Raw genomic sequence first — 26,272 nt, forward strand, 5'->3', positions numbered from 1 at the left:
CTCCCACAGCGCGGATGTTCACTGATGGTGATCGGTGCGTGACAGTAGTCGTCATGACCTTGGCCACCGGCCCCAGGCGACCCCGCGTACCGGTCGCCGTCTACCTCTGTACCGGGGAGACCGACACGGTCGAGCTCCTGGCGAACTACTGCCACCAGTACGCCAGGGCCCGGGAGTGGACGATCCACGACACTGTCCACGACCCGGACCGTCGCCAGCAGCTGGCCGAGCGGCCCGGCTGGGCCCAGGTGTTCGCCGCGGTGCGGGGCGGCGAGGTGAGCGGCATCGTCACGCTGTCGTTGCCCATGGTGGCCGCCGGGGTGGACGGATCGCCCGACTGGGAGAGCTACAGCGCTCTGAGGCAGACGATCGCCGGGCTGGGCGGCTTTCTGATCGCCATCCGCGCCGACTGGCACCTGGATGTACGCCGCACCGGCAGCGAGCTGGCCCGGCGCCACACCCTGTCGACTCGCGCCGCGGGTTGGGAGGAGCCGTGACCAGCTCCGACCAGACCAAGCACTCGACCACCCAAGGGCTCGGGCTGGGCACTCGACTCGCGGTGGTCGGTCTCTCCGGCGACCTGCCGGTCTCGCTCCGCTGTGAGCTGCCGGTCGGGTACGAGGCTGCGGGCACCGCACGCGCCCAGCTGAACCGCCACTTCGCCGACCGTTTGACGCCCGCGGAGCAGGACAGCGCGAAGCTGATCCTGACCGAGCTCGTCGCCAACGCCGTGGAGGCTTCGAGCTCCTCGGGCCTCATCTGGCTGGAGGCACAGCTTGCCGCCGGCGAGCTGCTGCTGGAGGTCTTCGACCAATCCGGTGAGGTTCCCCACCGCCGTCCGGCCGATGACCTCGCCGAGGGCGGACGCGGACTCCTCCTGGTCGAAGAGTTGAGCACCCACTGGGGCTGGCGTCCCGAGCCCGGCGGCAAGGTCGTCTGGGCTGTTGCCCGGGCCAGCGCTGCGTAGGCCGCCTCGGCGTCCGACCGACTGGAATCGAAGGAGCCCTCGTTGTCTTCACCGCTTACCCCTGCCCAGGTCGCCGCCCAGGCCCGACGGGCCCTGCTGCTGGACCTCGACGGCGTCCTGTGGGACACCCTGCCCGTCATGCAGGCGGGTTGGGCTGCGGTCCGCAGCCAGCACGGCGTGACTGTCCCGTTCTCCTCGTACCAGGCCCACCTGGGCCGCCCGTTCCACGACATCATGGCGCTGCTGGACCTGGCCGACGCCGATGCTCTGCTGGAGACCTACGAGAACGCCTGCGTGTTCGCGTCGGACCGGGCCCGGATCTTCGCGGGGATCACCGAGGCGCTGCTTGCCCTGGCCAACCGGGGGTGGACCCTCGGCGTCGTCACCTCGAAGGGCCTCCATCGCGCGCTACCGCTGCTCGCTAGGACGGGCGTGCCATTCGCGACCGTCCGCACGCCCGGCAGCGAGCGCGGCAAGCCGGCGCCTGATCCGCTGTTGATGGCGCTGCTCGACCTGCGACTCGACCCCGCTCAGGCGGTCTACGTGGGCGACATGCCGGTCGATCAGGAGTCGGCGCGGCGGGCCGGAGTCGCATTCGTCCACGCCGCGTGGGGATACGGTCGTCTCGGCGAGCCAGCCGTGGCGACCGCGGCTTCACCCGCCGAGCTGCTCCCGCTCCTAGCGGCCGAGGAACAACTGCCGGTGCCCCGGGCGGTGGCGCCGTGACGCCCTCTGGGCCCGACCAGGAGCGCATCCTCGCCCTCACCGAACTCGACCAGCGTGCCGTCGACCGCGCAACGGTCCGGTCCTGCGCCGCGCGCCTGATGACCCTGCTCAAGCTGCAAGCCGCTGATCGGGCGGCCACGCCTGGTGGCGCTTCGTGGCTCTACATCCAGGACGTGCCAGCCCGCCGCCTCGTCACCCAGCTGGTGTGGAAGCTCTTGCGTCTGTCCTCCGAACCGTCGCTCGCCAATTCCCCCGCAGTTCTCCGGCCGGCGCCCGGTGAGGGCCTGCTCGGGCTTCGACCGAGCAGCTTCAACGAGTACCGGGCCTACACCGTCACCTGGTCCGGCGTGGCCTACGTGCTGGGAGCCGATGCGGAGCGGAGTCCTCGGTACCAGCCGGAGCTCCTCCTGAGCCCGGCGGTTCTGCGCAAGCCGGCGTCACTCCGGCCCGAGCTTCCGGCCCATGCAGATGTGATCGCCCTGACCTGGTCCTCACGGCACTGGGCGACCCTCGGGCCGGTGCTGGGGGAGCTCACGGCCCGCGGCCAGGAATGCGTCCTGCTGGATCTGGCGACCGAGGAGGGCCAGCGAGCACCGGACCCGTTCCGAAACGGCATCACGGTGCGATCGGCTCCCCAGGCGCTGCTGACCGCGGTCGGGACGATCCCTGAACCGGCCTGCCGGTCCGCCGCGATCGTGGAGGTCTGCGGACTTCCCGTGCACCTCGACCGGATCGAGCACCTCGTGGTCATGCTGCTCGCGCTGACGGCTGGTGCCACCCAGCCGTCCTGGGCCGCCATCACGGCATTCGAGGGCTGGCTCGACACGCAGCTGGCTGCCCTGGACCCGCACACCCTGCTCGTCAGCAACGACATCAGTCCGCTCGGAGCGCTCGCGGTGCACACCGCGGAACGCCAGGGACGGGTGACCGTCAACGTCCAGCACGGTGCTTGGGCGGCCGACACGCTCTCCAGCCCGGCCCTGCACAGTCGACACCTGGTGGTGATGGGCGAGCGCGACCGAGCCTTGGCCGAGAAGATCGCTCACCATCCTGCGTCACAAGTGCACGTCCTTGGCCAGCCCCGCTTCGACAACCTGACCGGCGAGTCGAGTGCCGCCCAACGGCGCTACCTGGAGGAGTTGCTGGGCGCCGGCGAGGAATGCGGTTCCACCCGCCTGCTCCTCTGGGCCTGCCAGCCGTTCAGTCCCGAGCGCCTGGCTGCGCAGGCGGATCTGATCCGGGCCGGCGTGCTTGCGTCGCACGAGGCGTGGTCGTTGGCGATCGCGCCTCATCCCGCCCAGTCACCCGATTGCTTCGCCCCGATTCGGGCTCACCTCGCCCCGGTGCGGGTAGCGGTCGTCGCCCCCGAGGTCGGCGCCCGAGGCTCGCTTGCTGGGGCGGACGCGCTGGTCACCGTGGCCTCGACCTGCGGGCTGGAGGCGGTACTGCTCGGGGTCCCCGTGCTGGAGCTGCTCTGCGACGGTGTTCCGTCGCTTCGTCTGGCGACACACGGAGCAGCCACCGCCTGCTCGAACGGCGTGGACGTGGCCCGAGCCCTGGACCGGGCCCTCGTCCCGGTCGATCAGGCAGCTCGCGACGCGGTCTGCTACTGGCGCGGGACCAGCTCTGCGGACATCGCCGGGCTCATCATCTCCTCTTCGCTGCAACGCGGTTGATTCCAATCCGCTCAGCTTCGTTACTCCCACAGTTCGAGAAGGACGCCTACACCCATGTCCATCCTGATCGCTGAAACCGTCGGGGACCTCTTCGACCAGGCTGTGAAGCTGGCCAAGTCCGGCCGCCGAGCGAGCCCTCGCGGGATGCCCACCCGCGAAGTCCTGGACGTGAGCATGCGGATCACCCGGCCCCGGGCGCGGCTGCTCCTGGCTCCGCCGGTCCGGGTACTGAACCCGGCGTACGCGGTCGCCGAGACCGTCTGGATCCTCTCAGGCTCCGACGAGCCGTGGATCTACGACTACAACGGCCGACTGGTCCAGTACGCCGACGACGGAGTCCTGCTGGGCGCGTACGGACCACGCCTACGTCGCTGGGACAAGGTCGATCAACTGGCCCACGTCGTGGAGCTGCTGAAGACCGACTCGGACTCCCGGCGCGCGGTCGTCCAGCTCTACGACCCCACCCGGGACTCCGCCGACCACAAGGACGTGCCCTGCACCCTCGGCTTCCGTTTCCACCTGCGCGAGGGCCGACTGCACATGTCCACCACCATGCGGAGCCAGGACGTCTGGACCGGGATGCCATACGACCTGTTCAGCTTCACCGCGATCCAGGAGCTGGTGGCCGGCTGGCTGGAAGCGGATCTCGGTGACTACCACCACCACATCGACTCGCTGCACATCTACGAGCAGAACCTGGAGCAGGCTGACACCGACGCGCCGGCCGCCGGGTACAGCCTGCCCAGCCTCGCGGTCCCCTGGCAGGGCTTCGACACCCTGCTGAGCTCGGTCCGTGCGGGTGAGACCACCGGTCATCCGGGCTGGGACGCCATGGGAACGACGATGAGCAGCTACCGCATGTGGACCGCCGGGGAGCGGAGCCGAGCGCGGGAGACGGCGCTGGAGCTCGGCGGATCGCTCGGGAGCGCGTTGATGGTCTGGTATGACGAGCTGACTCGTCGCCGCGCCGCTGCTCCGTGGCCGGCCACCAGCGCGGCGAGGTGATCCGATGCTCTCGAGTTGTGCTGTCGTGCTGGGCCTGTGCTCGTTCACCCATGACTCGTCCGCGGCGTTGTTCGTGAACGGGGACCTGGCCGGCTTCGTGGAGGAGGAGCGGCTGTCGGGGGTGAAGCACACCAAGCAGTACCCGGAGCACGCTGTCCGGTGGCTGCTCGACCACAACGGTCTCAAGGCGAGCGACGTGACCGCCGTCGCCTACAACTTCCGCCCCGGCCCGTACTTCGCCGAGGTCCCCAAGGCCCTGGCCATGGCCCTCGGAAGTGCTACCCGGCCCCGGGCGCTGCGCAGGGCCGCCGGTTTCGCCAAGGTGGGCCAGCGCACCCGTCGCCGCCTGGCTCAGCTCGCGGTGCGCTTCCCCAATGCGCAGGTGACACCTGTCTCACATCATCGGGCGCACCAACTCGCTGCGTTCGCCGCCTCGGGCTGGTCGGAGTCGGCCGTCCTGGTGGTGGACAGCCTGGGTGAGCGGCAGACGACCACGATCGCCGCCGCTCATGTGGATGCTCGGGGACTGCCGGTCACGCGAACCATGCACGAGGTGCTCGACCCGGCGTCTCTCGGCTACGTCTACGGTGCCGTGACCGAACACCTCGGCTGGCGGCGCGGTGATGAGGAGGGGACCGTGATGGCACTGGCCGCCCTCGGCGACCCGGCACGGTTCCGTCCGCTGTTCGCGCGAGCCGTCCGCACCACCGACGACGGATTCGTTGTGGACCCGTCGCTCTTCCCGCCCCGGGTCCTGACATCCGGGTACCTCCGGACCTCGGAAGGCTTCGCTGCCGAGGCCTGTCCGGCCAGGCGTCCGGACCGACCCGTCACGGAGGTCCACCAGGATCTCGCCGCTGCACTCCAGGAGCGCACCGAGCAGATGATGCTCCACCTTGCCAGAACAGCCCAGCAGTTGACCGGTTCCCGGAGGTTGTGCGTCGGGGGTGGGGTGGCGACCAACTGCGTCAGCATCGGCCGCATCGTGGAGGCGGGCATCTTCGACGAGGTGTTCGTGCCACCGGCGCCCGGCGATGCCGGCACCGCGATCGGGGCCGGCGTCGCCGTCCACGCCGACACCGCCGGGAGCGCGCAACCGCTCACTGGTGTCGCCGGTGCCTGCTATCTCGGCCCCTCGTACCCGACGCCGGATCTCGACCTGCGGGCATACCCGGCGCTGCGGCAGGAGGAACTGGCCGTAGACGCGACGGAGCACCTGGCCGAGCAGCTCGCGCTCGGGCGGATCGTGGGTCTGTTCCAGGGCCGAATCGAAGCCGGTCCGCGCGCCTTGGGCAATCGCTCGATCCTCGCCTCCCCACTGCAGCCCGGCGTGGTCGAACGGCTCAACGCCACGGTGAAGTACCGAGAGCCGTTCCGGCCGTTCGCGCCGATGGTGCCGGCTGAGCACGCCGCGGAGTACTTCACCCTCGGTCAGGCCGCGCCGTTCATGTCGATGGCTTCCCAGGTAACCCCGGCCACCCGGCTCCACGTTCCCGCCGTCGTGCACGCGAACGGCACCGCCAGGGTGCAGACCGTCACCGAGGAGCAGAACCCCTTCGTCCATGCGCTCCTGCTGGCGTTCGGCCGGCGAACCGGCGTCCCGGTGCTGATCAACACCTCGCTCAACATCAAGGGCCAGCCGATCTGCGGTACCCCGGCGATGGCGCTGGACTGCCTGGCCAACTCGGGCCTGGACGCGCTGCTGATCGAGGGGCGGTGGGTCACCAAGTGAGGATCGGCTACAGCTTCTGGGGCTTCCTGGGTTCCGGCGTCACGGACACTCCGGACGGCGGGCGCAGCCACCGCCTCCCGCTGATCCGAGCGCTGATCGAGCGAGGCCACGAGATGGTGTTCCTGCAATCCGACCGGGACCGTCTCGAGGCCGGGGACCCGGTCGCCAGGCCGTACCGGTTCGACGACGGTTATCCCGAGCTGGACGCGCTCGTGGTGGAATGGCGGTGGCGGATCGAGGGCCGGAACACGACACCCTGCAACGCTCCTGGCCACACCTGTGACCTGCACCGTCAGACGTCGTTGTTGCGCCGGTACACCGGGGCGTTGCGGACCCCGACCGTGATCTGGGACAAGGACCGTCGGCTCCGGCCCGATGACGGATGGCGGGCCTCGCCCGGCGTGGTCGTGTGCGAGGCGGCGCTGCATCCGACTCCTGGCGCACACCGCGTGCTCTTCCCGGTCGAGGACGCGCTGCTCGACTCAGCTGACCCACGGGCCCTGGCAAGGACCCCACGGGATCTGCCGCTGGTGTACGCGGGGAACCAGTACGACCGCGACAATGCCTTCGACCGCTTCTTCGCGCCGGTCGCCGCCCGGGTTGACCATCGAGTTCTCGGCAAGTGGACCAATACGGCTCGCTGGCCTCACATTCGTTTCGTCGGTCGCCAGCCGTTCCCCGACGTCGCCCGGTTCCATCACCGCAGCCTGGCCACCGTGTTACTCCTGCCCGATCGGTACGCGGCAGCCGGTCAGATGACCCAGCGGCTATTCGAGGCGGTGCTGGCCGGGTGCCTCCCGCTCGCCCCTGCGACGATCCGCGATGTCCACCGGTTCGTACCGGCCGAGCTCGTGGTCCGCGACGGTGACCACGCGACCGCGGTCCTGGAGGGACTGCTTCGGCAGGTCGGCAGCGCACACCATGTGGGGCTTCTTCGCACCTGCTTGGACCGGCTGGCCCTGTTCCGCCTCAGCGAGCAGGTCGAGCGACTGGAACTGGCGATCACGGCGGCCATCGGGTCGGCGCAGAGCGGAGCACCGTGCTGATGCCACCCTTGACCTCGATCGCTCCCGGACTCCGCGCCGGCCGTCTCGGGCGTGCTCTTCCCCTTACTGTGGAGAACCATGAACAAAGTCGCCGTGGTCGGCTGCTCGGGCAGCGGCAAGTCCCATGTCGCGCGTTCGCTGGGCGCCTCGCTCTGTGCACCCGTGACGCATCTGGACTCCCTCTTCTACGACGCGGACTGGAACGAACTGCCCAAGGAGGAGTTCGCCGAGGCCCAACGGCGTCTGGTCATCGAGCCGCGGTGGGTGATCGACGGGAACTACAACTCGACCCTTCCGATCCGGCTCACCGCCTGCGACACCGTGGTCTTCGTGGACGTCTCCACGGTGGCCTGCCTCTGGGGGCTCCTGTCCCGGCAACTGCGACACGGCAGCGGGCAGAAAGGCAACGGGGTTCACAACCGCATCCACTGGGGGCTTGTCCGGTACGTCGCCACCTACCGACGCACCATGCGTCCCCGGGTCCTGGCCAAGATCGACGAGTACGCCAGCCAGGCAACGGTCGTCCGACTGACCAGCCGTCGCCGGGTCCGACGTTGGCTCAACGGGGTGCAGCCCACCGGCTGAGCGCCACCCGCACCGGGGTGCAGATGTCGTGGGGGCCGGCATGAGCCTCTCCGTACGGCAGTTCGTCAAGCACTACGCCACCCCGCAACGGTGCTCAGCTGCCCACCGCCACCATGCCTGGCTCACCCGGTGTGCACCCGCCCTGGTGCAGCCCGATCTGGTGGCGGTCGAACCGACCACTCTCTCCCTCAGATACGTCCGAGGGCGGCATGCCGAACCAGCGGACCTGCCCCGGTTGGCGTCCATGCTGGGAACGGCGCACGCTCAGGCCTGGGCGCGCGAGCTTCAGCGCGCGGGGCTCGATCGGTCCCATCGCTCGGCCGACGGGACCGTCCTACCGGACTACACCTCGGTGCGGCGCCAAGCACTCGAACGCCGCCTCGCCGAGCACTACCTGCCGGACCGCAAGGCCTTGTGCCGGTTGCTGGACATCCTGGAGCGCACTGCCGAGGGGCCGTCCGCGTTCTACAAGGACACCAACCCACGCAACGTGCTGATCGCCGCCTCCACCATCTTCACCGTGGACACGGACGACCTCACGCTGGCGCCGTTCGGCTATGACCTCGCCAAGCTCGTCCACACCCTCGCGCTCAGCTACCACCCGCTCAAGCCGGCAGCGGTCGACTCAGCCATCCAGCACTACAACGCTGCGGCTGCCGAGACCGACGGGTGCCTGACGGTGCTGACATCCTCGCGCTTCGACGAGTTCCTGCTGCTTCACCGCGTGCTGACCGCGCCGTACCTCCACCGTGACCACTACCGTCGCGGTGCTCCCCAGCCTCTGTTCCGGGAGACTCGATGATCATCCGCGAGCTCGTGTTCATACGCCATGGTCAGGCCCAGTGCAACGTCGATGGCGTCGTGGGTGGGCCCGCCGCCTGCACCGGGCTGACCGAATTCGGTCACCGGCAGGCGGGGCGGGCGGCCCGTTGCCTGGCCGACGAGCAGGCACTACGTCCCTTCACCGCGCTGTACGCGGGTCCGCGGCTGCGGCTCCAGCAGACCGGCCAGATCCTGGCACGGGCCTTGGGCCTGAGGCTGGTGGTCGAGCCCCTGCTCGACGGCCCCCTGCACGGGGAAGCCGATGGCCGGCCCTGGCGCGAGATCAAGGACGCATTCGGCGGCGGGCCCCACACTCGGCCCGACTCACCGTGGGCGACCGGGTCCGACACATGGCGCGGCTACCTACAGCGCGCCGGCCAGGACATGCACGAGCTCCTGAACCGCCATCAGGAGGGTCGAATCCTGATCGTCGCCCATGGCGAGACCGTCATCGCCGCACACACGCTGCTGCTCCGGCTCGCCCCCGAATCGGCCGGGTTCACCGTGGACCACGCCTCGTTCACCCGCTGGCAGCAGCACCGGAACCGGCGAGGCCAGCAACGCTGGCTCCTCCACTCCCACAACGACACCGCTCACCTCGCCGAGCTTTCGGACCGCCCATGACCACGGAACCGGACGACCTTCGCCTCGTCCTTGCCCGCCAAGCAGTCGGGGTGGTAACGGTCATCCCCGATGCCACCGTGCCCGGCCACGTACTCCACCTCACGGATGCTCACGGCATCCACTACTTCGCCAAGCAGCACCACCGTCTCTCGCGCCTTCAGCGTGAAGTGACTGCCTACCGCGAGTGGACCCGCCACCTCGCCTGCCAAACACCCGAGCTGATTGCTCATCACCCCGACAGCGGAATCATCCTGCTGACAGCTGTCGCAGGTCAGCGGGCCGACACCCTGCCCATGGCGTCCGACGCGGAGAAGCGGGCCCACCGCGCGGCCGGCGTCACGCTGCGCTCGCTCCACGACGCCACCACTGTTGCGAACGCCCAGCTGGGAACCGAGATCAGCGACCGTCTGGCGAACTGGATCGACCAAGCGGTGCAGCTGGCCCTCGTGTCCCGTGCCCAGGAGTGGGTCCTGCGCGCACACGCCCGCCAACTCCGCGGTCAGGACGTAGAGTCCGCGGTCTGCCACCTCGACTACCAGCCTCGCAACTGGTTCGCCGGACCCGCCTTCGCGGTGATCGACTTCGAACACACCCGCCTCGACGCGCGCGTTCGCGACCTGGCCCGCCTCGCCCACCGGTACTGGCCCAGTTCCCCTCACCTTCGCAAGGCCTTCCTCAACGGATACGGCCGGCTCAGCGACGAGGAGGAGGAACTTCTCCAGCACTTCGCCGCCTACGAGGCCGCCACGGCCCTGGTCCGCGGCCACGAGACCGGCAATCCCGTCCTCACTCAGCACGGCCGCGCCATCCTGACACTTCTGCTCCCCTGACCACTGTCTGCCCAGGAGCCACCGACATGCCCACCAACCATCTCCCCCTCCCCCAGCGCGCCCTGGTCACCGGATCCGCCGGTTTCATCGGATCGCACCTGGCCCAGAGCCTTCTCGCCAACGGCGCCACCGTCATCGGCGTGGACCGCCGTGACCGGGACGAACCCATCGCCGCAACCAACCTCGGCCAGTTGCTCAGCCACCCCGCCTACCACCACGTCACCGCCGACCTCCGCACCTGCGCCATCGAGCCCCTGCTGGTCGGCACCGACACCGTCTTCCACCTCGCCGGCATCCCCGGCGTTCGCCCCTCCTGGGGCACCGCCTTCGGCGACTACACCGAGTCCAACCTCCTGGCCGCCCACCGCCTGCTGACCGCCGTCACCCACCTGCGCATCCCACGCGTAGTCGTCGCCTCGTCCTCCAGCGTCTACGGGCCCACCGACGGCAGCCCCAGCTTCGAAGGCGACTGCCCGAGCCCGGCCTCCCCGTACGCCGTCACCAAGCTCGCCGAGGAACAGCTCTGCCTCGCCCACGCCAGCCGACCCGGCTCGCCCACCACCGTGGTCGCCCTGCGGTACTTCACCGTCTTCGGCCCCCGCCAGCGCAGCGACATGTTCATCCACCGCGCCCTCCACGCCGCCAGCACCGACACTCCCCTGCGGCTCTACGGCAGCGGCCGGCAGCAGCGCGACTTCACGTACATCGACGACGCTGTCACCGCCACGATCGCCGCCGCCTCGCCGCAGGTCCCCAGCACGGTGATCAACGTCGGCGGCGGAGCCACCGCCTCGCTCCTGGACGTCATCCACCTCTCCCAGGAGCTCACCGGTCAGCCGATCAAGCTCGACCCGCACACGACCCGCAACGGCGATGTCCCCGTCACCCGAGCCGACCTCGACCGCGCCACCCAATTCCTGGACTACCGGCCGTCGGTTGACCTCGCGACGGGCATGCGACACCAACTCGCTGCCCTCAACAGCCCACTCATCACCACCTGACCACCCAACTGGAGAACCCGATGCTCCCCGCCTCGACCCACCGGCACATCGCCGTCATCCCCTGCCGATGGGGCGCCGCCCGCTTCCCCGGCAAGCCGATCGCCCTACTCGCCGGCAAGCCCCTGTTCTGGCACGTCTACCAACGCTGCCTTGCCGCCACCACGCTCGCCCACACCGTCGTCGCCACCGACGACCAGCGCATCGCCGCGGAGTGCGACACCTACGGCATCCCCTGGATCATGACCGGCCTTCACCCCACCGGTACCGACCGCGTCGCCGAAGCCGCCGAACACCTCGACGCCGACGCCTACCTCAACGTCCAGGGCGACGAGCCCTTCATCGACCCCGGTGCCATCGACGCCGTATCCACCGCCCTCACCGAGCTGCCCCCAGGCGCCGTGGCCGTCAACGCCTGCACGCAGCTCACCGATCCCGCCGCCGTCCAGGACCACAACGTCGTCAAGGTCGTCACCACCCCGGACCAGCGCGCCCTGATGTTCTCCCGCCAGCCCATCCCCTATCCGAAGGCCGATCGCCCGATCTACCTCCGCCAACTCGGCCTCTACGGCTTCACCCCAGCAAGCCTCCACACGTTCCGAACCCTCCATCCGGGCCCCCTCGAGCACACCGAAGGCGTGGAAATGCTCCGCCTCCTCGAACATTCTCACCACGTTCAGATGGTGCTGACCGCTGACGCCGGCCTCGCCATCGACACCCCCAACGACCTCACACGCGCCGAAGCCCACCTGCGCTGCGGGGCGTATACCAGATAGCATGCCGCCGAATGACGCGCGCCCAACAGGTGATCTTTTGCCGCCGGAAGGTACGACGAGCAGCTCGGGCAGGACGCACCGCGCGGCCATCAGCGCGAACCGGGACTCCCGTCCCCTGCACAGCGGGCACGCGCTCGTCGCGGAGCAAGGCCCCGGCGATCTGCTCGCTGAACCAGCCGTCCCCCTGGGACGTAGGCGTCGGTCTGGTCGGTGACAGGCGCGAAGCTCGTTCGACGGACCGGTTCCGGGCGGTCATCAGGGTACTGACACGCCCCGTCGGGGTGGCGAGCCGCCCCGGCCTACCTCGCAGTCGACACACTGCCGACCACTGAAATCACCCCCATGGAACAGCATGCCATCGATCCGTGACGTCCTGGACCCCGCAGCGACCCGCAACTGCCCGCACTGCGACCAACCGATCACCATCGTCCCTGCTGGCCAGCCCGAGGCCGCTCGGCCCGTCATCCACCCAGCGCGCGAAGCGCCCTCACTGCGACGGGTTCTCTGACCCGGGCACCTGACCCGCCGTCCAACTGCGGGCCCCGCCGACCTTCGGGCGGCGGGGCCCGCGCACGTGCTCCCTGATCCCCACCTCCCCACTCATTTGACCTGGTCAAGCAAGTGGGGAACCTGATCGGTCCTAGGGAATCGAGGATCCTCATCACTGCTTCCAGATCAGGCGGCGGTACTTGTCGTGGTCGTAACCCCGGTTGTCTACGGACGACGTGGTACTTGCTGCCCGGCCGCGCGCGGTCGACCGTACTGGGGCCACTTTTGGGCCCCGTCGGGCTGCCCGCAGATGCCTGGAGTCGATCTCCACACGGGACCAGTCCAACTGCCGCGTGGATTAGAGCTGTCGCAGTAGGAACAGATGGAGCCGGTCCCACACGCCAGCCCCGTTCCAAGCCACCAGTCTGCCGCCAGCAAGTGAAGCCGAACCGAAGCCGAGCTCCTGGGTCAGGTACTCGCACTGGAGCACACAGTTGAACGCCCCCACGAGCGACACCGCCTCCAGTCCGTCGTCTTCGAACTACGATACGTTACACTGATAGTCGCAGGACAACTGCAGGTGTCCATGCTCCAGGGGAACGTTCGACTGAGCCAACTGCGGGTCACACGGTATGCAGGCGCGACTGGCAGCCCTGGTCGCGCCCGGGGGGGCACAAGGTGAGTTTTGAGATCGGGCTGCTCGGCCCGCTGGAGATCAAGGCTGATGGCGAGCTGATTGGCATCAGCGCACCAAGGACTCGGCGGCTGCTGGCAGTGATGTTGCTCAATCCGGGCTCGATCGTTTCGACGGACCGTCTGATCGACGCGCTATGGGACTCGCCCCCGCAGACGGCACGCCAGCAGGTGCACAACGCTCTCGGCCCGCTGCGCAGCCTCCTCCGCGATCACGATGGACCGGATATCGCAACGGTGGACCTCGGGTACCGGATCGATGTGTACCCGGAGCAGGTGGACCTGTCCGTATTTCGCTCTCTCCGTCAGCAGGCAGCCGAGGCAACTGCGGTGGGCAAGGCTACCGAAGCTATCCGAGCGCTCGAGTCCGCCCAGAAGCTGTGGCGCGGTCCAGCCCTCTTTGGGCTGGAAGGCTCCTACTTCGAGAGCTTTGCCTCGCGGCTCGAGGAGGAACGGCTCTCCTCCCTGGAGTTACTCCTAGAGCTCCAGGTGCGCGACGGCGATGGGTCTGAAGTCACTGGCGAGCTGATGGAGTTGGTGGCCGAGCACCCGCTTCGCGAGTCACTTCGAGCGAGCCTCATGGCGGCGCTCTATGCAGCTGGCCGGCAGACGGATGCGCTCGCCGTCTACGAAACCGGCCGGCGCGTGCTCGCCGATGACTTCGGGCTGGACCCAGGTGTACGGCTCCGCGAGCTTCACACCAAGATCCTCGAGGGCCGGGAGCTAGAGTCGTTCGGCTCGAAGTCAACCCGGCGCGGGCCGGCTGAGGCCACGGCGACCGCCCCATTGACCGCCAGCGAGAGCGGCGCCGCGCGCATCCGGCAACCCGTGGATGCCGTTCGCCGTGCACGAGGGCAACGGAGGTTTCTGCCACACGAGGCGCGCGGGTTCGCGGGCCGGGCACGTGAGCTTTCGCGCCTGTTGGAGGACTCGCGTCAGTCTGGGCAGACCTCGCTGGTGATTTCAGCGATCAACGGGATGGGCGGAATCGGCAAGACGGCGCTGGCCGTGCGGTTTGCGCACTCCGTTGCCGAGGACTATCCGGACGGCCAGTTCTTCGTCGACCTGCGCAGCTTCACCATGGGCAAGGAGCCGATGTCGGCGGACGAGGCTCTGGGGTTGCTGTTGGGACAGCAAGGGACAGCCGGGGAGCTCATCCCGCCGGACGTTGACGGCCGGGCCGCTCTGTGGCGTGCGGAGATGGCAGGCAGGCGGGCCATTGTCGTGCTGGACAATGCTGGAGGCCTCGATCAGGTCAGACCGCTGCTCCCGGGAGCGAACGGGCCACTCGTACTGATAACCAGCCGACGTCGATTGCCGGAGCTCGAGGGTGCGCTTTCGCTGCCGCTAGAATTGATGCCCTTGGACGATGCGGTCCAACTGTTCGTCACCGCAGTCGGTGACGCGCGAGTGGAGGGCCGCGAGGACGCGGTCTGCGAGATCGTTGAGCTGTGTGGTCGGCTCCCCCTGGCCATCCGGATCGCAGGTGCCCGGTTCCGTGAGCGCACCAGTTGGACTCTCGACTATCTGGCTGCCCTACTGAGCGACCAACAGCGGCGATCCCGTTTTCTCGGCCTCGGCGAGAGCAGCGTCTCGGCTGTGCTCGCCCTCTCCTGTCGCTATCTCACCGAGCAGCAACAGCGGACCTTCCGTCTGCTGAGCCTGCTCCCTGGCCCTGACATCACGGCGCCGGCCGCAGCGGCGGCCGCCGGCATCTCCGCGGACCAGGCGCAGGACATCCTTGAGACACTTTTCGATGCCAACCTCATCCTCGAACGAGAACCAGGCCGCTACTACCTTCACGATCTGGTCCGAGACGCGGCCGTCATGCTGTGCGCGCAGGACGAGGACGAGGCGAGTCTGCTCTTGGCGTCTCGCCAAGTGATCGACTTCCATCTGCAGTGCGGGACCGCGTGGGGAGCCGCCCTGGCTCAGGGCCCGTTCCGGTTTACCCCCAAGATCGAATATCCCGTAGACCTCATCGAGACGCCGCGCGATCCAGCTGAAGCCATCGAAGTTCTGATGCGCGAGTATGTGAACCTCACGGAGGTAGCCCGCTTCGCGCTGGACCTCGGCGATGCGCGGCGCGCCTGGCAGCTGGTCTGTGCGATGCAACCGCTCCTACGTCGTACCAACTATGCTGGGCCCGCACTTGAGTTGTTCGAGGGAGCGCTAGCCGCCGCACGTGCCGACGGCGATCTGTCCGGTCAGTCGATGTGCCTGACGGGGCTGGCGGGTGCATTGAGTGAGCGGCGTCAGACTGACAGGGCCGAGGACTGTCTCGAGGAAGCTCTGACGATCAGCCGCCGCACGGGGGAGCAAACCTTTGAGATGTACCAGCTTGCCAATCTCGGAGGCCTACTGACGGCCGACGAACGTTACCCCAAGGCTCTGGCTACCTTTCGCGAGGCGCTGAGGATTGAGAGCGGCCATGAAGACGAAGGGCTCAGGGCCACCTTGGGGAACAACATGGGTGTTGTCTGCACCGAGTTGGGCCTGTTCCGAGAGGCCGATGAGTACCTTGCCACCGCCCTGTCCACGCATCTGGCCAGCGGCCGGCGGGACGAGTCGGAGATCTACATCCGCTTGAATCGTGGCGGATTGAGACTTTATCAGGGCCGCTACATGGAGGCCACCACCGACTTCCTCCGAGCCGTCGCGCTGGCATCGAAGGTCCACCTCACGCGGATTGAGGCAGTCGCGTACGGCGGGCTGTGCGTTTCCGCACGGGCCACTGGAGACCTACCTGGCGCCCTCGACCACGGTCGACGGGCTCTAGCCCTTGCTCGTGAGCACCGGTTGGCACAGGCCGAGTGTGATGCGCTCAACGCACTGGGCGAGACACACCTGGCAGCCCGGGACGACGCTTCCGCCGCGACCGTGTTCGGCTTCGCAGCCGAGGTCGCCGCAAAACACCGATTGCGCTCTGCCGCGGCAAGAGCCAGCGAAGGATTCGCCCACCTGGCCTTGCGCCGCGGCGATGAGGAGGCTGTCAGCGGCTTCGAACGCGCGCTCGGGATATATCCGGAAGAAGTGGTCGAACGCACGTTTTGTGAACCACACCGCGCTCGCCCTCAGAATGCCGTGACATTCTGCCCCAGGTGTCTTTGTGCTGAGCCGTCCTGACGGCGTGACAGCTGTTCGGCGCCCGTCAGAACGGCCGTCCCCCGTCAGCTCAATGCCTCGGCCAGCGAGGCAGCGGTGGTCTCCACCCAGATCACGCGGCGGATGATCTGGTAGCCGATCGCGTCGTTGACTGCGATCATGTGGACGTTGTCCGCGTTGGTGCCCGTCATGATCCGCCGCACCTGTGGGCGCTCAACGACGAGCCAGCGCATCATGGCCGCCTTCATCACCCGGCCGAGGCCGTTCCCGCGGTGAGCGTTCACCACGGAAGTGTCGTTCTGGTAGGAGTTCTCCGGGCGGTAGGCATAGGTGAGGATACCGGTGACACCGACGATCTCGCCGGTCGCCTGGTGGATCGCAACCACCACCCGCTCCTCGGCACCCTGCTCGGCCAGTTGACGCTCCTCCCGGCGGATCCGCGCCGGGTCCCAGGTGGGGAGCCGGATGCTGGACTCGCCCAGCGGCGCATCCTGCACTGCCTGCCTGGCGGCCGCGTACGACTCGATCAGTTTCTCCGGCGTAGAACCGGCCCAGCGCGCCAGGCGGTATCCCTCGGGAACCGGTACGTCCCACAGTTCCGGCTTCGTCTCGTCGATGACCAGCCGCATGACCACGGAGCGGTTCACCTCCCGGAAGCCGAGACCGCCTGCCCATGCGGCGCCGGGCGAGCCGGCCTTCATCGCGTCGCTGTTGACCGTCGGCCGTCCCGAATCACGCACTGCGGGCATGACCGCCCGCAGCAGTTCGGTCCCTACCCCCCGGCGCCGGAACCCGGGATGCACCATCACGTCGATCTGCGCGATCCCGCTGTTCTCCCCGTCCGGCAGCGCGAGCCTGCCCAGCCCGACCAGGGTGCCGTCGACGTAGCCAGCCCAGTACCGGCACTCCCCATCGCTCGGCCACGGCGTACGCAACCGGCCGACCGTGGCCTCATAAGTGACTGGCGGGTCTTCGGGGGACTCGAGCAGCAAGCTCGCAACCCGTGCGAGATGGTATTCGGAGAACTCGCGCTCGGAAGCCGTCTCCGCATCAAACGGCCTGATCTGGACGCTCATAAATGCCTTTCCGGGACTGGTTCACTGTTTCCGATTTTCGGCGGTCGTGGATTAATTTCTGGCGCGCAGCCGAGGTGGCCATGGGCCCATGCCGTCGACCCATAGCACCAGCGTCGTGGAGATCATCGTGACCGCGAAGCTAATGAGGCCCATCGAGACCATAATGCCGAGGTGCAGCACGCAGGCGAGAAAGAATCCTATCCGACGGAGTCGGATTCCAGGCAGCGCGCAGAGCGCAATTCCGAGTTCCAATGCAATCGTCCCCCAGGTGATCGACGCAATGACGACACGCGAGACGAGCAAAGGCGCTGCAAGATCACGCAAACCAGCTGGCAAGCCGGCGTTCGGGTCAACGAATACGGTATACATGGCAGACCCGTCCCGCCACTGCGGAACTGCCAGCTTCGAAAGTGCGGCATCTACGTATATCAGAGCAATCTGCATGCGTATAATTAATAAGGCTGCATATGCACTCCCTCGCCATGACGGCGATATTGGTGGATCAAGACGCCCCCACTGCCATTCCCGGAAGTCGCCAAGCGACGGCGGGATCAGGAGCATGGTAACGATCGCTGCTATATTATTGCCCCCCTCGGGCATTGGCATGGCGATCGCCATACTCGTCGTGACATACCACTGAGGGATGCAGGTCCAGCGCGGCCGATAGCCAGACAGCGCTGCGACAAGCACAAGGATTGTTCCCAGCCGGGACAGATGCATACCGCCAGCGCTCGACCCGGCGAGGCACCACAACGAAATATCGTGCAACCCAGAACATCGGATCCCAGTCGGCGTGGCAGAGTCAGAGAAGAAAAGGGCGTGGTCTGGCGTGAAAACCAGAGTGATGAGTTGAGACAGAGCCAGACCCGATCGCGCCACAGCCAACGGCAGGCTACGAGGCTCGAAGCTCGCTACACGAACTTCGACCCGGGCGGTCAGCGCGCGCATGTGATCTCAAGATTCACCACTTCAATGACCCTCCAATCATTCATCCAAGCCCTCGCATCCGCGGTCCAGCGCAAGGGGCTTTCCATAGCGAGCACCACATGCCCACACAGGGTACGATTAGAGCTTGCAAGGTCGATCTCCAGAATGGTCGACCGCACCGCGTGTGACTTGCACACGACTGGCGTATCCGCACCGCACTGCAACCAGTCCTCGCTGGGAACTCGAGTGGCAACTTCTCCCAGCTCGACAAAATGAGCCAGACTTGAGTTGCTTAAGCCCCAGTAATTTTTTCCAGAGAACTGCCGTTCATCGATCCGGCTGATATTTCCATTAGCCTCCACCCGGTACGCGACATACACGCTGGCAGTCGGCTCGTGCGCGAAGAATCCCCAACCCTGAGGCCAGAAAGTGCCAATGGCAGTACGACTGGATTGCATACCTGAGGGAACTGCCCAGGCTGGCAGATAATTCGAAGCAGAGGCGACCAGCAGGAGGAATAATGTGGCGGCTGTGAACCAGAACCCCTGCGCGCTTGTCAGCCGTTGCACATGCCACAGACCATATCGGGGCGCACTGCACCCGCAGGAGTGGACGCGGCAGTTGAACTCTGGCTTACGAAGACCGAAGATGCGATGATCAATAAAAGCCCGACGAACAGTCCTGCAATCAATGCCTTCATGGCGTACTGCATATCCCATCAGTGGGCCACCGGCGATCTCGCCCGTGAACTAGTTGCTGTAGATGGGGCCAGCTTAGTCAATGACCTCTACTCGCCCGCTACTCTGAGCTTGTCGTTTAACCGTTTGTAGCGGTTCGTCGCGATTTAGCCTCGATCTTTCATGACGGTCTGTCAGTTCGCTGGCAGGCTGTTTGGGCTGGTAGCAGGCATGTCTGTGGTCCCGCTGTCGCGCCGGATGGGCGCCGGGTTCCACGGCTCCGGCATGGGGCCATCTCGTTGGGACGGGATGTCGTTGCTGGTCAGCCGGGGTGCGGCAGTGAATGCAGTCACTCGAACGCGATGGCGATCACCTGGGTCCAGGGCCAGTGCCGGGCAAGCCGGAGACAACGGCGTCGGCCGGTGGTGACGAGCTGACCAACGGTGGAGAAGAGGCGAAGTCGCAAGCGTTTGGGCTCCCAGCGCCGGGAGGGTCCGTCCAGCGCGAGCATCGGCATCCAGGCCAGCAGGTCGAGGGCGAGCTGAACGACCTCCAACCAGATCTGGTTCTGGGCCGCGTCGTGCAGGGGCAGGTTGCGCAGGCCGGTGTCGCGGGCCGCCCGGATGCGGTCCTCTTCCCTGGCCCGCTGGCGGTGCCGCAGTTCCAAGTGCGCGATCGGGGCATGGGCGGTGTTCGTGTCGAGGCAGGTGATCCGCATGCCGTCGGCGTCGGTGATGCGTAACCGGGCGCCGGGGTGAGGGGCGAGCCCAGCGACCAGGTGCCCTCGCGCACGGAGCCGTCCGGCTCCACGGCCGGTGTCCAGGCGGGGCGGAGGCCAGGAGGACGGCTTGGTGGATCGCCTCGGTGATGACCATCCCGACCGAGTAGGACAGCCACCGCCCCCGCATGGTCAGCCAGTTGAGGAAGCTCATGGGTGCCGCCGCCGGAGTCGGTACGGATCAGCGTCCTGCGTCCGCGCCGGTGCTGCTTGGGCAGCTGGGCCAGTGCCAGGCGGGCGGTCTCGATGTGGTCGGCAGCGCCCGGCCGCAGCATGCCCGCGACCGGCTCGCCCGAGCCCTGTCGGCCATGCTCGATGAACGCGATCAACGGGTGGTGGCCGAAGTTCCTCTTCCAGGTCGCGGTCGCATCCTGCTTCTCGGAGTGGGCCAGGACCAGCACGCCGTCGATGTCCACAACCACCTCCCCGCCTGCGTTCAGTGCCGCGTCGCCGGCCAACGTCCAGACCCGCTCGCCGACTTCAACGCGTGCCCGCCGCACGGCGGCCAGCGCACGCGCGCCGGCTGCAGCGAGGGCGTCGACCGGTCGGGAGACGGTCGGGTCGAACGCGACCGGCCCGAACAAGGCCGGGCTCGGCCCGCAACACCGCTACGTCCGACAGGCAGTCCCCGCCGAGGGCGACCGCCAAGGAGAGGTCGATCAGAACCTTGCCTGGGTCGTGCACCGCCCGTGGCTTACCACGGCTCCAACGCCGCCGATAACGCGGTATCCAGGCCGATCCGGCGGACGGTCCCCACCAGCAGCACCCCACCTGCCTGCGACACCACGCGCCCACCGCCGCCCCGGACGCGGACAAGCGGATAGGAGGCACTACGCTTCTTCGCCTGGAGAGTGCTTCGTTTCAATGCGGCGACAGGACCCTAGAAAAGCCCTATCGTCGCAGGTCAGAAGCACTTTCTTGCGTTCTGGCGACCAGTCAGATCATCACCTCGTGAAAGTCCGAGGCTAGAAGCGTTGCCTGCACGGCGGCCGGTGGTCACGACGTCGGCGTTGTAGAACCGGCTGCCGGCACCAACGGTCACGGCCCACTCGCGCCGGCCTGGACGGCGGCGGGCGCGTCGGATGGTGAAGGGACCGGCCCCGCGGACGCCGGCGACCTTGGCCCGCCGCAGCCGAAGCACCGCGATCACAGGCCGGGCCAACGGTGTGCTCAGCGTGGCCAGGATCGGGAGCGGGCTCCGCAGGCCCTTCAAACCACCCGACCTCGGCGCCTTGCTTGACGCATTCAAACACCCGCCCGGTGAGTGGGGAACCTCTCCCAACCTAGGTCCTACTCTCGAGCTACTCGGCGGCGGATCGCGGGCGAGTACCCCGCCGATGAGGCCCTGCCTCATGCTTGATGCAGAGCCTCTCCGCATGGATGTGCGAGCTCAACAGCTCCTGCCGCAGGACGCGCCGGGATCCACCTCTTGGAGCGACACAAAGAGCTAATAGTGTGTTGAGGCCGAGTGACACACCATGCAGCTCAGACCCAGCCTCATCGCATCTGACTGGGCATTTCCTTCCTCGCAGACGGCATCCCGAGCACTCAGCACATCACGGAGGCCCCCGGTCGCCGGAGGACACCGGTATCGCCACCGGTGGCGTCGACCGCTCGGTCAGCGCTCAGGCTGCGGCGATCCCGAGACACACGGCAAGGCAATCGCTCCTCTATCCGTGGGCGCGAATGAAAAACTGACATTCACACAGCAAGACCCGATGCCTTGCCGCTAGCTTCTCACCACTGGAGGACACCCTTGGCCGGACCAGATACCGAAGGCGGACTCGTCTCGACCAGCACTGATACGGGGGATGCTGGCAACGGTCGACCGCCCCGCGGGCTCGGGGCAGTCCTGGCCGCCAAGACGATCAGACGAGCCTTGGTAGGTGTCTTCGCCGGGCGACTCGCACAGGCGATGTATCCCTTGGCGTTGCTGCTGATACTCCAACGGCGTTTCAGTGGAGTCTCGGCCGCAGGAACGGTTGTGTCAGCGTTCACCCTCGCCGTGGCCATCTGCGGACCGATGTGGGGAAGACTGATCGACCGCCGCGGGCCAGCTGCCCTGGCCGTCGCGTCAGCGGCTGCGCCGATCAGCATTGGCGCACTGGCTCTCGCGGCTCGGCACGGGTCCACCGTAGAGCTCTGGGTGGTCGCGCTCCTCGCGGGCGCCCTGCAGCCTCCGGTCTCGTCGGTGCTGAGGTCCCTGATATCGGCTACTTTCGGAGATACGGAAGTTCGCACCGCTGCTTACAGCGTCGACTCAATCAGCACCGAGGTCTGCTTCATTCTCGGCCCTGCTGTCGTCGGTCTGTGCGCATCTGCGGCATCGCCCGCAGCCGCGCTGCTGTTTGGGGCAGCCTTGACCCCGCTTGGCGCCATCGTGCTCCTGGCCGGCACCCGGGGAAGCCTTCAGAGCTCTGGCCAGCGGCCGAACGGTGATTCCGCTTCAGCCTCGGAAGCGCCGGTGGCCTCACGCCGTCCGGTGTGGGTGATCTGTGCCCTTGCCTTCGTGCAGTTCCTGGCCGTCGGGATGGTCGAGGTAGGCGCGGTCGCCCGCGCTGCAGAACTGGGAAATGCCGCAACAGCAGGCGGGCTGCTGGCCGTCTGGGCCCTCGGCAGCGTCGGCGGCGGCCTGGCCCAGAGTCTCGCTGGCTGGCGAGCTTCGATTCGTACCCAGTACGCGGTCCTCTCTCTGTCGTGCGCGGCCGGCTTTGCCGTGCTTGCGGTGGCACCCGACTTCCTCGTGCTGGCGCCGTTGATGTTCGTCGCCGGGCTCGCCGTCGCACCCACAGCGGCGCTTGCTGCAGGTCTCGTGAGCCAGAACGTACCGGCGGCCTGGCGGACGGAGGCATTCACCTGGATGAACTCCGCCAGCGCGGTGGGCGGCTCCGCCGGCTACCTGGCGGCGGGAACGGTCGCCCAGCAGCTGGGCGCCAGGGCGGTGCTGCTCGCCGCTGCAGCGCTCCCGCTGATAGCCGCAATCGGTGCGAAGGCCCTTCCTACCGGCTCCCGGCTAGCAGAGGAAGCCCGCGAGACCCGTCCCCACTAATCGAGTCACACGTACCGCCGCGCCAGCGGCATCGCATCAACCCGGCGTCATCAAACGTGGCGCCGCCACAGAAGGATTTTGTCATGAACCTGTCTACGCTCGGGGAGCGAGGTGCTCCAGCCCGCGTTCTCGGAGAAGAAGCGGTAGCCGAGCTCTTGACGGCGACCCGTGAACCTCGCGCCCTGCCAGGCCTCGCCTACACCTCCCCCGAGCTGTTCGAGTGGGAGCGCCAGCGGATCTTCCAACATGGCTGGGTACCCGTCGGACGCGTCGCCGATTACGCCGATAAGGGCTCCCAGGCGGCCGTGATGTCGGCCGGGCGCAACGTCCTTGTCGCCGGAACCGGCGAAGGCGTGAACGTGTTCGTCAACGCCTGCCGTCACCGGGGGCACGAACTCGTGACTCAATCCTGCAAGGTCCGCCGGGCACAGGTGTGGTGCGCCTACCACGCCTGGGTGTATGGGCTCGACGGTGCCTTGCGCAGTGCACCTCGGTTCGAGGAGCTCGCCGAAACGGACCCGCGGGGTTTGGGGCTGCTCCCGGTCCGTTCGGCCGAATGGAACGGATGGCTCTTCGTCAACCATTCTGGTGACGCACCCAACTTCCCCACCTCACTCGGCAACCTCACCACGGTCCTGGATGCCTATCAGCTCGGCGAGCTGCGTCGGGTGGGCACCGAGGAGTACGAGGTCGAGGCCAACTGGAAGCTGATCGTCGAAAACTACCTTGAGTGCTATCACTGCCCCAGTACCCACCCCGAGCTCAGCAAGGTTCAACGCACGGTCAACGGCGAGGGATTCACCAGCACCGGACTGTGGCTCGGCGGCTCGCTGGACCTCAAAAACTCGGCGGACACCATGTCCCTGAACGGCTCGGGGCCCACCTGGGCCTTTCCGAAACTCGATGAGGACCGCGCCCGCCAAGTGTGCTACTACGCGGTACTGCCCGGTCTGTTCATCACCGCGATGCACGACTACGTCGTCACCCATCGCCTCGACCCGCTCGCCCCAGACCGCACGCGCGTCATCTGCGAGTGGTTCTTCTCCGACGAGCTGCTTGACAGCCGGGGCTTCAAGCCAGACTACGCGGTCGACTTCTGGAAGACCACGAACCTGCAGGACTGGGCCGCCTGTTCCTCGACGCAACGTGGGGTCTCAGACTCACGGTACGTCGCAGGCCCGCTGGCGCCGAATGAGGAGGAACTGCGCACGTTTCTGCAGGCGCTGGCCGACGCCTACGAACGCGATGCCGGCCTGCGTCCGCTCTGGTCAGCCGAGGAGCACAACGCATGACCTCCGAGATTTCGCCAGAGCAGGTCGAGATCGTCGTGGTCGGTGCGGGGTTGTCCGGACTTTGCGCCGCGGAAGAACTCTCGGCGCGCGGGCACGATGTCCTCGTCCTAGAGGCGTCCGAACAGCTGGGCGGTCGAATCCGCACGGAGACGACTCTTGGCCTGGCGCTGGACTGCGGCGGAGCCTACGTCGGACAGCACCACACCGAGGTCAGGCAGCTGGCGGATCGGCTCGGGATTCCGCTCCAACGCACAGTGGCGGAGGGCGCCTCACTCTTCGACTTGGCCGGTCGCCTACACCGAAGCGACGGTGAGTACGCGCCGTTCAGCGCACTGGCCTTCGGCCTGGCTCTGGACCGGATCGAGGAGCTCGCCGACCAGGTCGACCTGCAATCCCCTGGGGCATCCCCGGACGCCGAGATGCAGGACCGGATCACTGTGCATAGCTGGCTGCACGCAGAGGAGATGCCCGCTGACGCGTGCATGTTGATCGAGCAGATCGTGCGGGAGATGCTCGCCTCGGATCCCGACGAGGTGTCGCTGCTTCACTTCCTCTTCTACGTGAAGTCGGGGGGCGGGCTGCCTTTTCTCACAGCCTTCGCCGGCGGGGCCCAGGAATTCCGCCTGGCCGGCGGAGCGCAGGGGCTGTGCGAGCGGCTCGCGGCCCGCCTCGACCGGCAGGTGCGCACGGGTAGCGCGGTGCGCCGCATCACGCAGACAGCCGACTCGGTGCAGGTTCACGCGGACGGCCTCCGGGTCGAATGCGCTCAGCTGGTGCTGGCAACAGGCCCCGGGCAGGAGCGGTCCATCGAGCTGGACCTTTCCACCGCGCAACCGCCTGTCGTGCCCGCATCCAAAGGCGGTTCGGCGGTCAAGGTCCACCTCGTCTACCGCACGCCGTTCTGGCGGAACAGTGGCCTCAGCGGCTGGGTCACCGCGGACCGGCCCCCGATCCGCTTCCTGGTGGACGACTCCAACGACAGGGACGGCCTAGGCGTGCTGGTCGGCTTCCTCACTGGTGCGGAAGCACGAGTGTGGAGCAGCGGCAGTGTGACGTGGGGCGATCTCACGGCCAGACTCGCTGAATGGCTCGGTGCCGACGCCCTGGAGCCGCTTCACGTGCAGGCCCAGGACTGGCTTCGGCAACCGTGGGTCCAAGGATGCTACGCGGCGGTTCCGGAGCTCGGAGCATGGGCTGGCGTGCGATCGAACAGACATCCAGGCGGCTTCGCCGGGCCGATCCATCGGGTGGGATCCGAATACTCGCCGTACTTCTACGGCCATCTCGAAGGAGCCGTCCGCTCGGCGCGGACGGTGGCGCAGCAGGTCGCGCGCGCCGGTATCGCCAGTTCGGGGGCTTCGCGATGACCGGGTCGCCGGAGGTCGGCATGCAACACGGGCTGCTGCTCCCCAACGTCGGGTACTACGCCGATCCGTCGCGGCTAGTGGAGTTCGCGGTCCGCGCGGAGGAGGCCGGTTGGGACGGCGTGTTCCTGTGGGACCACCTGATGATGTCCCGTGAGCTACGGCTGCCGGCTGTCGACGCCTGGACGGTCGTCACGGGGATCCTGACCCGAACCAGTCGACTGAGGAGCGGTCCGCTGGTCACCCCGCTGGCCCGGCGCCGGCCCTGGAAGGTCGCCCGCGAGACGGTGACGCTCGATCACCTCTCCGAGGGGCGGCTCGTCCTCGGGGTGGGCTTGGGCGCCGATGCGGATCTCGACTTCGCCGCCTTCGGGGAGGCAGGAGGGCTGCGCACCCGGGCCTCCAAGGTCGACGAAGCCCTGCAAGTGATAGCGAGTCTGTGGCGCGGAAGTGAGTTCAGCCACACCGGCGAGCACTACCGCGTGGATCGCGCCACCTTCTTGCCTGAGCCCCGCAGCACCTCTGGGCGAGGAGAACCGGGTGTCCCGATCTGGGCGGCTGCAACCTGGCCCGCCTCACGTCCCGGGGCTCTCCTGCGAGCAGCACGGCAGGACGGCATCGTCCCTATGGTCCGTGGACACGGCGGCCACCTGCGCGGCCCCGACGCGGTGGAACTGGCGGACATCCTGGCGCGCCTGGCAACGCTGGCACCTCAGGAAGCGTCGGTGCGGACCCGCGACGTAGTGGCGATCGACAGCGTGACGCCCGGCGATGGGGCCGCTCACGAGAGATCCGCCGCCCTGGCCGAGGTGGGCGCGACCTGGCGCCTGGAGGCGTTCGACCCCTGGCGCCGATCACCGAAGGAACTGACCGCCTGGCTTGATCACGGGCCACCCCGCCTCACAGCTCGATTTGTCCATGCCCAATGACCTGTCAAACCTCTGCCGGAACGTGTTTGGAGAGCGACATGACCGTGGCGTCGTCGCCAGTTCGCCCTGCCCACTCATCGAACGTGGGTACGAATACCTGGCCGGA

The 26,272-nt window shown here is 67.6% G+C and carries 21 protein-coding genes and 1 pseudogene; 18 read left to right on the plus strand and 4 right to left on the minus strand.

Annotated elements, in window-relative coordinates; genetic code table 11:
- Nucleotides 1-53: 53 nt before the first annotated feature.
- The 14 genes from ACQRUO_RS00810 to ACQRUO_RS00875 all read left to right on the plus strand — a co-directional run bounded on the left by ACQRUO_RS00810 (nucleotide 54) and on the right by ACQRUO_RS00875 (nucleotide 16,095).
- A complete protein-coding gene (locus tag ACQRUO_RS00810) occupies nucleotides 54-497 on the plus strand; it encodes a hypothetical protein (protein ID WP_428313668.1) in 444 nt (147 codons plus the stop codon).
- Nucleotides 494-967 (plus strand): ATP-binding protein, encoded by a 474-nt coding sequence (locus ACQRUO_RS00815; protein WP_428313669.1) that lies wholly within the window; start codon nucleotides 494-496, stop codon nucleotides 965-967. The genes ACQRUO_RS00810 and ACQRUO_RS00815 overlap by 4 nt, the downstream gene beginning before the upstream one ends.
- Nucleotides 968-1,009: 42 nt before the next feature.
- The gene (locus ACQRUO_RS00820) at nucleotides 1,010-1,693 is read left to right on the plus strand and encodes an HAD family hydrolase (protein ID WP_428313670.1); all 684 of its coding nucleotides are present in this window, start codon (nucleotides 1,010-1,012) and stop codon (nucleotides 1,691-1,693) included.
- Nucleotides 1,690-3,369, plus strand: coding sequence for a hypothetical protein (locus tag ACQRUO_RS00825; RefSeq protein WP_428313671.1), 1,680 nt, complete (start codon nucleotides 1,690-1,692; stop codon nucleotides 3,367-3,369). Before ACQRUO_RS00820 ends, ACQRUO_RS00825 begins: the two co-directional genes overlap by 4 nt.
- A gap of 54 nt (nucleotides 3,370-3,423) precedes the next feature.
- Nucleotides 3,424-4,374 carry a thymidylate synthase gene (locus ACQRUO_RS00830; RefSeq protein ID WP_428313672.1) on the plus strand — a complete coding sequence of 317 codons (951 nt, stop codon included), beginning with the start codon at nucleotides 3,424-3,426 and terminating at the stop codon, nucleotides 4,372-4,374.
- Nucleotides 4,375-4,378: 4 nt separating this feature from the next.
- Nucleotides 4,379-6,106 (plus strand): carbamoyltransferase family protein, encoded by a 1,728-nt coding sequence (locus ACQRUO_RS00835; protein WP_428313673.1) that lies wholly within the window; start codon nucleotides 4,379-4,381, stop codon nucleotides 6,104-6,106.
- Entirely contained in the window at nucleotides 6,103-7,152 is a 1,050-nt protein-coding gene (locus tag ACQRUO_RS00840) for a hypothetical protein (protein ID WP_428313674.1), read from the plus strand. Before ACQRUO_RS00835 ends, ACQRUO_RS00840 begins: the two co-directional genes overlap by 4 nt.
- A 78-nt stretch (nucleotides 7,153-7,230) precedes the next feature.
- On the plus strand, nucleotides 7,231-7,737 hold the full coding sequence (locus tag ACQRUO_RS00845) for a topology modulation protein (RefSeq protein ID WP_428313675.1): 507 nt from the start codon (nucleotides 7,231-7,233) through the stop codon (nucleotides 7,735-7,737).
- Nucleotides 7,738-7,777: 40 nt separating this feature from the next.
- The gene (locus ACQRUO_RS00850) at nucleotides 7,778-8,539 is read left to right on the plus strand and encodes a phosphotransferase (protein ID WP_428313676.1); all 762 of its coding nucleotides are present in this window, start codon (nucleotides 7,778-7,780) and stop codon (nucleotides 8,537-8,539) included.
- Nucleotides 8,536-9,183, plus strand: a complete 648-nt coding sequence (locus ACQRUO_RS00855) for a histidine phosphatase family protein (protein WP_428313677.1) — start codon at nucleotides 8,536-8,538, stop codon at nucleotides 9,181-9,183. Before ACQRUO_RS00850 ends, ACQRUO_RS00855 begins: the two co-directional genes overlap by 4 nt.
- A complete protein-coding gene (locus tag ACQRUO_RS00860) occupies nucleotides 9,180-10,013 on the plus strand; it encodes an aminoglycoside phosphotransferase family protein (protein ID WP_428313678.1) in 834 nt (277 codons plus the stop codon). The genes ACQRUO_RS00855 and ACQRUO_RS00860 overlap by 4 nt, the downstream gene beginning before the upstream one ends.
- Nucleotides 10,014-10,039: 26 nt before the next feature.
- On the plus strand, nucleotides 10,040-11,014 hold the full coding sequence (locus tag ACQRUO_RS00865; protein ID WP_428313679.1) for an NAD-dependent epimerase/dehydratase family protein: 975 nt from the start codon (nucleotides 10,040-10,042) through the stop codon (nucleotides 11,012-11,014).
- A gap of 20 nt (nucleotides 11,015-11,034) precedes the next feature.
- Complete coding sequence (locus ACQRUO_RS00870; protein WP_428313680.1) at nucleotides 11,035-11,787, plus strand: 3-deoxy-manno-octulosonate cytidylyltransferase; 753 nt, start codon at nucleotides 11,035-11,037, stop codon at nucleotides 11,785-11,787.
- 1,167 nt (nucleotides 11,788-12,954) lie between these two features.
- Nucleotides 12,955-16,095, plus strand: a complete 3,141-nt coding sequence (locus tag ACQRUO_RS00875; RefSeq protein WP_428313681.1) for an AfsR/SARP family transcriptional regulator — start codon at nucleotides 12,955-12,957, stop codon at nucleotides 16,093-16,095.
- 44 nt (nucleotides 16,096-16,139) lie between these two features.
- Here ACQRUO_RS00875 and ACQRUO_RS00880 read toward each other — a convergent pair whose 3' ends face one another.
- From ACQRUO_RS00880 to ACQRUO_RS00895, 4 genes and pseudogenes are all read right to left on the minus strand, one after another.
- Nucleotides 16,140-17,150 (minus strand): GNAT family N-acetyltransferase, encoded by a 1,011-nt coding sequence (locus tag ACQRUO_RS00880; protein WP_428313682.1) that lies wholly within the window; start codon nucleotides 17,148-17,150, stop codon nucleotides 16,140-16,142.
- Nucleotides 17,151-17,201: 51 nt separating this feature from the next.
- Nucleotides 17,202-18,098, minus strand: a complete 897-nt coding sequence (locus tag ACQRUO_RS00885) for a sporulation-delaying protein SdpB family protein (RefSeq protein ID WP_428313683.1) — start codon at nucleotides 18,096-18,098, stop codon at nucleotides 17,202-17,204.
- Nucleotides 18,086-18,646, minus strand: coding sequence for an SdpA family antimicrobial peptide system protein (locus ACQRUO_RS00890; protein WP_428313684.1), 561 nt, complete (start codon nucleotides 18,644-18,646; stop codon nucleotides 18,086-18,088). Before ACQRUO_RS00890 ends, ACQRUO_RS00885 begins: the two co-directional genes overlap by 13 nt.
- Before the next feature lie 457 nt (nucleotides 18,647-19,103).
- Nucleotides 19,104-20,397 (minus strand): annotated as a pseudogene (locus ACQRUO_RS00895) (IS1380 family transposase).
- A 1,014-nt stretch (nucleotides 20,398-21,411) separates the two neighbouring features.
- Between ACQRUO_RS00895 and ACQRUO_RS00900 the strand changes: the two are divergent.
- The 4 genes from ACQRUO_RS00900 (at nucleotide 21,412) to ACQRUO_RS00915 (ending at nucleotide 26,166) form a co-directional block, all read left to right on the plus strand.
- On the plus strand, nucleotides 21,412-22,581 hold the full coding sequence (locus tag ACQRUO_RS00900) for an MFS transporter (RefSeq protein WP_428313685.1): 1,170 nt from the start codon (nucleotides 21,412-21,414) through the stop codon (nucleotides 22,579-22,581).
- Nucleotides 22,582-22,664: 83 nt separating this feature from the next.
- Nucleotides 22,665-23,873, plus strand: coding sequence for an aromatic ring-hydroxylating oxygenase subunit alpha (locus ACQRUO_RS00905; protein ID WP_428313686.1), 1,209 nt, complete (start codon nucleotides 22,665-22,667; stop codon nucleotides 23,871-23,873).
- Entirely contained in the window at nucleotides 23,870-25,240 is a 1,371-nt protein-coding gene (locus ACQRUO_RS00910) for a flavin monoamine oxidase family protein (RefSeq protein ID WP_428313687.1), read from the plus strand. Before ACQRUO_RS00905 ends, ACQRUO_RS00910 begins: the two co-directional genes overlap by 4 nt.
- Nucleotides 25,241-25,260: 20 nt before the next feature.
- Nucleotides 25,261-26,166, plus strand: coding sequence for an LLM class flavin-dependent oxidoreductase (locus tag ACQRUO_RS00915; protein WP_428313688.1), 906 nt, complete (start codon nucleotides 25,261-25,263; stop codon nucleotides 26,164-26,166).
- The last annotated feature ends 106 nt before the right edge of the window (nucleotides 26,167-26,272 follow it).

This window comes from Kitasatospora sp. LaBMicrA B282, assembly GCF_050325825.1.
Taxonomy (GTDB): Bacteria; Actinomycetota; Actinomycetes; order Streptomycetales; family Streptomycetaceae; genus Kitasatospora.